The organism is Thiothrix lacustris DSM 21227 (assembly GCF_000621325.1).
GTDB lineage: Bacteria > Pseudomonadota > Gammaproteobacteria > Thiotrichales > Thiotrichaceae > Thiothrix > Thiothrix lacustris.
On record NZ_JHYQ01000021.1, the window covers coordinates 77281 to 83726 of the forward strand.

Below are 6446 nucleotides of genomic sequence, written 5' to 3' on the forward strand. Positions count from 1 at the left end.
TGAGGTATTTGTTATGGCAATGCTGACTATCCGCGATTTGGATGATGACCTTGAGGCGCAATTGGGTATCCGTTCAGCGTTTGGAACACGTATTCACCAGCAAGTGATGGCCTTGACAAGGGGGGTCTACCGTTGCCTGTACGTTCCCTTCGGCGTGTTGTCCCCATTCTGTCCGATTGGCGTTATAATGACGGTAGATTCAGACCTTACCCACACGAGAAACAAGCTGATGAATATAATACCTGAAAAAAAACCGACCAGTAGAATCACAATGGAAGCGGGCAAGCGTAGCGGAAAGCCTTGTATACGTGGTCTACGTATTGCGGTTTATGATGTGTTGGGCTGGCTTGCGGCGGGTATGACTACCCCAGAAATCCTTGAAGATTTCCCAGAGCTGGAAACCGCTGATATTACCGCTTGTTTGCAGTTTGCGGCAAACCGTGAACATACGTTGCAAGTGCTGATTGCCGCATGAAACTGTTACTTGATGAGAACCTGTCACGGCGAATTATTCCCGTAATTGAATCGGCTTACCCAGAATCCTCGCAGATTGCTTTGCTAGGTATGGACTCGGCAAATGATCGGCAAGTATGGGCGTATGCACAGCAAAATGGATTTATTTTGGTTACACAGGATAGCGATTTTCATGAAATGTCGGCTTTGTATGGGCATCCACCTAAAGTCATCTGGTTGAAGTGCGGCAATAAACCAAGACAGCGGATTGTGGAAATACTGTTATCCATTCAGGCAGAGGTTGCTGCGTTTGAGGGCAATCCCGATTTGTCTTGTTTGGAAGTGTATGCGTGATATGTTGAGCAATGCGAACTTGAAAAAGAGGCAATACGCATGTCATCCGCTGCATTGTTAGCAAAGCCACACCGTTGGACGCGCACGGAATACGAACGCATGATCGAGGTGGTGGAAGTGGCGAACAGTACGCTGGCGTATGATCGGCTGAAGGCAACCACGTATGCTAGTCACGGCATCCCTGAATATTGGTTGGTTAATCTGAAGGAAAATTGCCTTGAAGTGTTCCAACAGCCGGAAAATGGGCGATATACCAGCTATCGGAGTTTGAAAGCGGGGAGTGTATTTGTGTGTGGTAATGGTAAGCAGGTGATGGTGGGTAATGTGTTGGTGTAGTTGACGGTGACTCGATCAGTAAGATTAGCAAAAAGCCTGATTAACAACTCCGACAGAATTGTCGGAGTATTATGTGAGATAGACGTTCGGACTAAGTTTCAATAAGACTGAATGCAAATTCGGTGAGAATCACTCCCAAACCCAAGAAATTCTGCCACAACAACAATTGGCCAAAATAGAGACATTAATAATATTTTCCACCATGTTATATCAGAACTTGGATACGTTATTAAGAAAACTGCTATTGACCCATATATCCAGAGCATCATTAATGGGTTTTGCTCATTTTCTGACTCCATAAATATTCCTTTTTATTGTTATTGTCACTTAATAGATAAATATTTTTACCAAATAACGGCAAACACGCCTTCTTTTTGTGCTTTTTTTGATTTCTCAGAAAACTCGCTGTCTTTCATGAGAATATATTTAATGGATTCAGCCAAGGCAACAAGTGCAGGAATGTATGTCCAGCAAAGTACTAAATAAACAATGCCCCATCCCCATGCTCCATAGTAAAACTTATGTGCGCCAAACGCACCAAGAAACAGAGATAATAAGGTTGTAGTTGCTTTGGACTTTTCTGTGATTTTTACTTGATTTACTTGGTAAATTGGATAAATATCTTTTGCAATATTACTTTCTGGAGAAAAGTCAACTTCTAAGCCTGATGTTGGCATTGAATCACTATCTTGCCATTCTTCTTTCTTGAACGGATAACGATTGCCATCATCTCCACGAAGTAAGCCAATTTGTTTAGTTTCGTCGAAGCCTAGAATTCTGCCTTTCATAAATGATCCTTAGTATTTTTGTGATTTTGGGTCTGAATAGCTGCTTGTTTATGTGTGGCTAACAGTTGACATATAATAGCTTGCTACTGCCACCCGTCGGGCGGTAGTTTGTCAAATGGCTTTCTTACACCCGTTTGTCGTTTCCGCTATAATCACCCCCTTTCCAACAGCCCAAGCCCGTGGATACCATGACCGACCGCCTAACCGAAACCGCCCGCCGCCGCACTTTCGCCATTATTTCCCACCCGGATGCGGGTAAGACCACCATGACCGAAAAGGTGCTGCTGTTCGGGGGCGCAATCCAGCTTGCAGGTACGATCAAGGGGCGCAAAGCCGGTCGCCACGCCACCTCCGACTGGATGACGATGGAAAAGGAACGTGGCATTTCCGTTACCTCATCCGTCATGCAGTTCCCCTACAACGGGCGCATCGTCAACCTGCTCGATACGCCGGGGCATGAGGATTTCTCGGAAGACACCTACCGCGTACTCACCGCCGTCGACTCCGCGCTGATGGTTATCGACGTAGCGAAAGGCGTCGAAGAACGCACCATCAAGCTGATGGAAGTGTGCCGCTTGCGCGATACGCCGATCATGACCTTCATCAACAAGCTCGACCGCGAAGGCAAAGAGCCGATTGAATTGCTGGATGAAGTCGAAACCGTCCTCAATATCCAGTGCGCCCCGATCACCTGGCCTATCGGCATGGGCAAACGCCTCAAAGGGATTTACCACCTCTACGAAGACAAGGTAATCCTCTACAAACCCAGCACCGAACGCCGTCAGGATTACGACGAAATTCAAGGGCTGGACAACCCCGAACTCGACAAGTTGCTTGGTTCACAAGCAGACGAATTACGCGAAGAAATTGAGCTGGTGAAAGGCGCAAGCCACCAGTTCGAGCTACAAGCCTACCTCGACGGCAAGCTCACCCCAGTGTATTTCGGCACAGCCTTAAACAGCTTCGGCATCCGTGAATTGCTGGATGGTTTCGTGGAAAATGCGCCCGCGCCGCAAGCCCGCCCGACCACCACCCGCAAAGTGGAAGCAGCGGAAGAACCCTTCACCGGCTTCGTCTTCAAGATTCAGGCGAACATGGACCCGCAACACCGTGACCGTATGGCCTTCATGCGCATTTGTTCCGGCAAGTTTGAAAAGGGCATGAAGGTTAAGCATGTGCGCATCGGCAAGGATGTGAAAATCCCCGACGCGCTCACCTTCATGGCATCCGACCGCGAGCATGTGGAAGACGCTTACCCCGGCGACATCATTGGCCTGCACAACCACGGCAGTATCCGCATTGGCGATACCTTCACGATGGGTGAAAACCTGCAATTTACGGGCATCCCCAACTTCGCCCCGGAACTGTTCCGCCGTGCGCAATTGCGTGACCCGCTGAAAATGAAACAGCTCCAGAAAGGTTTGGAGCAGTTGTGCGAAGAGGGCGCAACCCAGCTTTTCAAACCGATCAATAACAATGACCTGATCCTTGGTGCGGTCGGGGTGCTCCAGTTCGACGTGGTGGCGCAACGCCTCAAGGATGAATACAAGGTCGATGCGCTGTTTGAAGGCGTGAACGTACAAACAGCACGTTGGGTGACCTCTACCAATGAAAAGAAGTTTGAAGAATTTAAAACCAAAGCAGCGCAAAATTTAGCTTACGACCATTCGGGCGAGTTGGTTTATATTGCCCCGACGCGTATTAATCTACAAATGGCACAGGAAAAATGGCCAGATATTAAATTCCATTCCACGCGTGAACATGGTGTGGAAAGTCGCTGATATGCCCTTATATTCACCGGGTTCTATAACTGTTTTACAAGGGGAAACTCATGAGTGATTTAATCAATCTGGTGTGCCCGGCCTGTGGTGTCACCAACCGTGTGCCTGCCGACCGTGCCAGCGAAGCCAAATGCGGCAAGTGCCACAGCCCACTGTTTAGCGGGCATCCTACCGAGTTAACCGGTGAGAATTTCACCAAAAACGTTAGCCGCAATGATATTCCGGTACTGGTTGATTTCTGGGCGCCGTGGTGCGGGCCATGCCGTCAGATGGCTCCGGCATTTGCGCAAGCAGCGGCGCAAATGGAGCCGCAAGTGCGTTTTGCCAAGCTGAATACCGAAGATCATCAGATGGTGGGGGCGCATTACAATATTCGCAGCATCCCGACGATGGTGTTGTTCCGGGGCGGGCAGGAAATTGCCCGCCAGTCCGGTGCGATGGGGGCGGCGGATATTATGCGCTGGGTGAGTAGCCAGCTTTAAGCGGGCTCACATTCCTTGAAGATGTCTTTATCTGTTAAGTAGCAATCCTCGTGCCAGTATAAGATTAATTATCAAATACTTGTTTTTATTGATTTTTATTGGTTTCTTGCAAAGCGTCATGACACAAGCACTGTTGCGAATTGTAACAGTGCTTGTGTTGATGAGGCTAATAGTTTGCTTGGTGGGGGATGAGGCAGGAATAGCTTGCTGTTGCAGAATGAAACAGGTTGTTTCAGGCTGAAACGCTGTTCTTCAAAAGCTTGTGTTAGGGCACATCAAAAAACTCTACCACGCCAGTTTCCAGTGAATATTCGGCACTGACCACCAGCAAGTTTTCATTGGCGATAAGGTTTTCCAAAATCTCGGAACCATGCCGCAAGTGGCTGGTAGCTGCGCGGATATTGGCGCGGACAGCGTGTTTCATCAAAGCCTCGGGGTCGTCACGTAACGGCGTTTCCATCAACGTTGCGACGGCGGGGGCGATGCGTTCCACGATAGAGCGCTGATTGCGTGATGGGCTACGCAGGTTGTTGCGCAATTCGTCTAACGTGGCAGAGACAGCCCCGCATTGAGTGTGCCCTAGGACGATGACCAAACGGGTATTATATTGGGTCGCCGCAAATTCCACGCTACCAACTTGCGAAGGTGCAACAATATTGCCCGCTACTCGGATGACAAACAATGAACCAAAGCCTTGGTCAAATACCAATTCTGCTGGAACACGTGAATCAGAACACCCTAAAATGATGGCAAATGGGTTTTGTCCCTCTGTTAAAGCCGCCCGTTCAGCCTGGCTCATTGGTGTGCCATTGCTACGGATATTATTGGCGAAGCGCTCATTACCGGCACGTAGGCGCTCCAGTGCTTCCTGCCCACTTAGGTTAGCTCGTTTGTCTGGCATTGGTAGGATTCTCCTGAAAGTTTTTCAAATGACTGTTTTTAAAGGAAAAAAGTTGTTATTGCCATATTTGTATGTTACATAATGCAACATGCAGTTGCAATCTGAAATAGGCTTATGGCAAGTATCCACAGTAAAATTACCTTGGCGTTTACAGCCCTTACAACCCTTGTTGTTATCGGGGCGGTGGTTGCCTTTCTCAATTTGCTGTTTTTGGAACAGCGGGTGGAGCAAGGCATGGCGGTTACTAATCTCGAAGCGACGATACAAGACATGCGCCGCGAGGAAAAAAACCTGTTTCTCTACCAGGACACGGCGGCCGGGCAAGCGGCTGACAAGCTAGCAAACCAAGCCTTGGGTTGGCTGGATGATACACCAGAAGTGCTGGCAGCGGTGGGGCAACCCCTGCAAATTCAACACTTACATTCGGTACTGGAAGATTACCGTGCGGCACTGGCGGGCTATATGCAGCAAGTGCCTGCCCAGATGGTGTTGGAAGCGCAAATCCGCGAGCAAGGTCACCGTGCTTCGCATATTGCTGAGAGCCTGTTTGTGCATGAGCGCCAAGCCCTGAAACAGGCTCTTACCGCTGCGAAATGGGCGCAAGCTATCGGGGTAGGGGTGCTGGCCGTCTTGCTGCTCACGGTTGGGCATTTGCTGGCGCGTTCTGTGGTCGCGCCGCTCAAGCGGCTGGTTGCCGACCTCAACCCGATTGCGGAAGGGCGTTTTGATCGGCTGGCATTGACCTCGCGCAATGCTGAAATGATCACCTTGCGGGCAGCGTTTAACCGGATGCTGGACGAGTTGGAAGCCCGTCGCCGTCGCCTGATCCAGTCAGAGAAACTCGCGGCGCTGGGGGTATTGGTGTCTGGTGTTGCTCATGAGTTGAATAATCCGCTGTCCAATATTTCTTCCTCCAACCAATTGTTGCTGGAAGAGCTCGACACTGCCGACCTCGAGGTCTTGCGGGACTGGTCGCAAACCATCGACAGCGAAACTGAACGCGCCCGCCGTATTGTCGATGCTCTGCAAGATTTTGGACGCAGGCAAGAAGCGCATCTGGAAACCATCCACCTTGCCGATTTACCAAAATTCGCGTAATGCCCTGCCTTTAGGCATGGGGATATAAGCGTCTTATGCTAAAAACAAAATACGTGCCGCACTAGATAGCTTAAGCCTGTATAATATTGCACATGGAAACAAATGGTAACATCGCTTTCGACTGTAAGTACCACGTTGTATGGTGTACTAAGTATCGCCGCAGGGTACTGTCATTTGTAGCCACTGTTGGTGGCGCACCGTTAGCTACTATCAAACAATACATTGAACAACAGAAGGGAAAATAGTTGGAAGC

The 6446-nt window shown here is 49.3% G+C and carries 8 protein-coding genes; 6 read left to right on the plus strand and 2 right to left on the minus strand.

Translation table 11 applies throughout. The features are described from left to right. Positions 1 to 13 precede the first annotated feature (13 nt). Genes Q394_RS23075 through Q394_RS0111435 form a run of 3 tightly spaced genes read left to right on the plus strand, consistent with a single transcriptional unit; the run spans position 14 to position 1143 of the window. Positions 14 to 475, plus strand: coding sequence for a DUF433 domain-containing protein (locus Q394_RS23075; protein ID WP_245606782.1), 462 nt, complete (start codon positions 14 to 16; stop codon positions 473 to 475). Continuing rightward, complete coding sequence (locus Q394_RS0111430) at positions 472 to 807, plus strand: DUF5615 family PIN-like protein (protein ID WP_028489403.1); 336 nt, start codon at positions 472 to 474, stop codon at positions 805 to 807. The genes Q394_RS23075 and Q394_RS0111430 overlap by 4 nt, the downstream gene beginning before the upstream one ends. A 39-nt stretch (positions 808 to 846) precedes the next feature. Then, on the plus strand, positions 847 to 1143 hold the full coding sequence (locus tag Q394_RS0111435; RefSeq protein ID WP_028489404.1) for a Uma2 family endonuclease: 297 nt from the start codon (positions 847 to 849) through the stop codon (positions 1141 to 1143). 344 nt (positions 1144 to 1487) lie between these two features. Here Q394_RS0111435 and Q394_RS20040 read toward each other — a convergent pair whose 3' ends face one another. Beyond that, positions 1488 to 1931 carry a TM2 domain-containing protein gene (locus tag Q394_RS20040; RefSeq protein ID WP_051543330.1) on the minus strand — a complete coding sequence of 148 codons (444 nt, stop codon included), beginning with the start codon at positions 1929 to 1931 and terminating at the stop codon, positions 1488 to 1490. 188 nt (positions 1932 to 2119) lie between these two features. Between Q394_RS20040 and Q394_RS0111445 the strand changes: the two genes are divergently transcribed. Continuing rightward, positions 2120 to 3712 (plus strand): peptide chain release factor 3, encoded by a 1593-nt coding sequence (locus Q394_RS0111445; RefSeq protein WP_028489405.1) that lies wholly within the window; start codon positions 2120 to 2122, stop codon positions 3710 to 3712. Positions 3713 to 3762: 50 nt separating this feature from the next. After that, complete coding sequence (trxC, locus tag Q394_RS0111450; protein WP_028489406.1) at positions 3763 to 4194, plus strand: thioredoxin TrxC; 432 nt, start codon at positions 3763 to 3765, stop codon at positions 4192 to 4194. Positions 4195 to 4459: 265 nt separating this feature from the next. Here trxC and Q394_RS0111455 read toward each other — a convergent pair whose 3' ends face one another. Further along, on the minus strand, positions 4460 to 5095 hold the full coding sequence (locus tag Q394_RS0111455; RefSeq protein WP_028489407.1) for a carbonic anhydrase: 636 nt from the start codon (positions 5093 to 5095) through the stop codon (positions 4460 to 4462). Between the two features lie 114 nt (positions 5096 to 5209). Here Q394_RS0111455 and Q394_RS21510 point away from each other — a divergent pair, with 114 nt between their 5' ends. Then, positions 5210 to 6193: a sensor histidine kinase gene (locus Q394_RS21510; protein WP_028489408.1), complete on the plus strand. Its 984-nt coding sequence runs from the start codon at positions 5210 to 5212 to the stop codon at positions 6191 to 6193. The last annotated feature ends 253 nt before the right edge of the window (positions 6194 to 6446 follow it).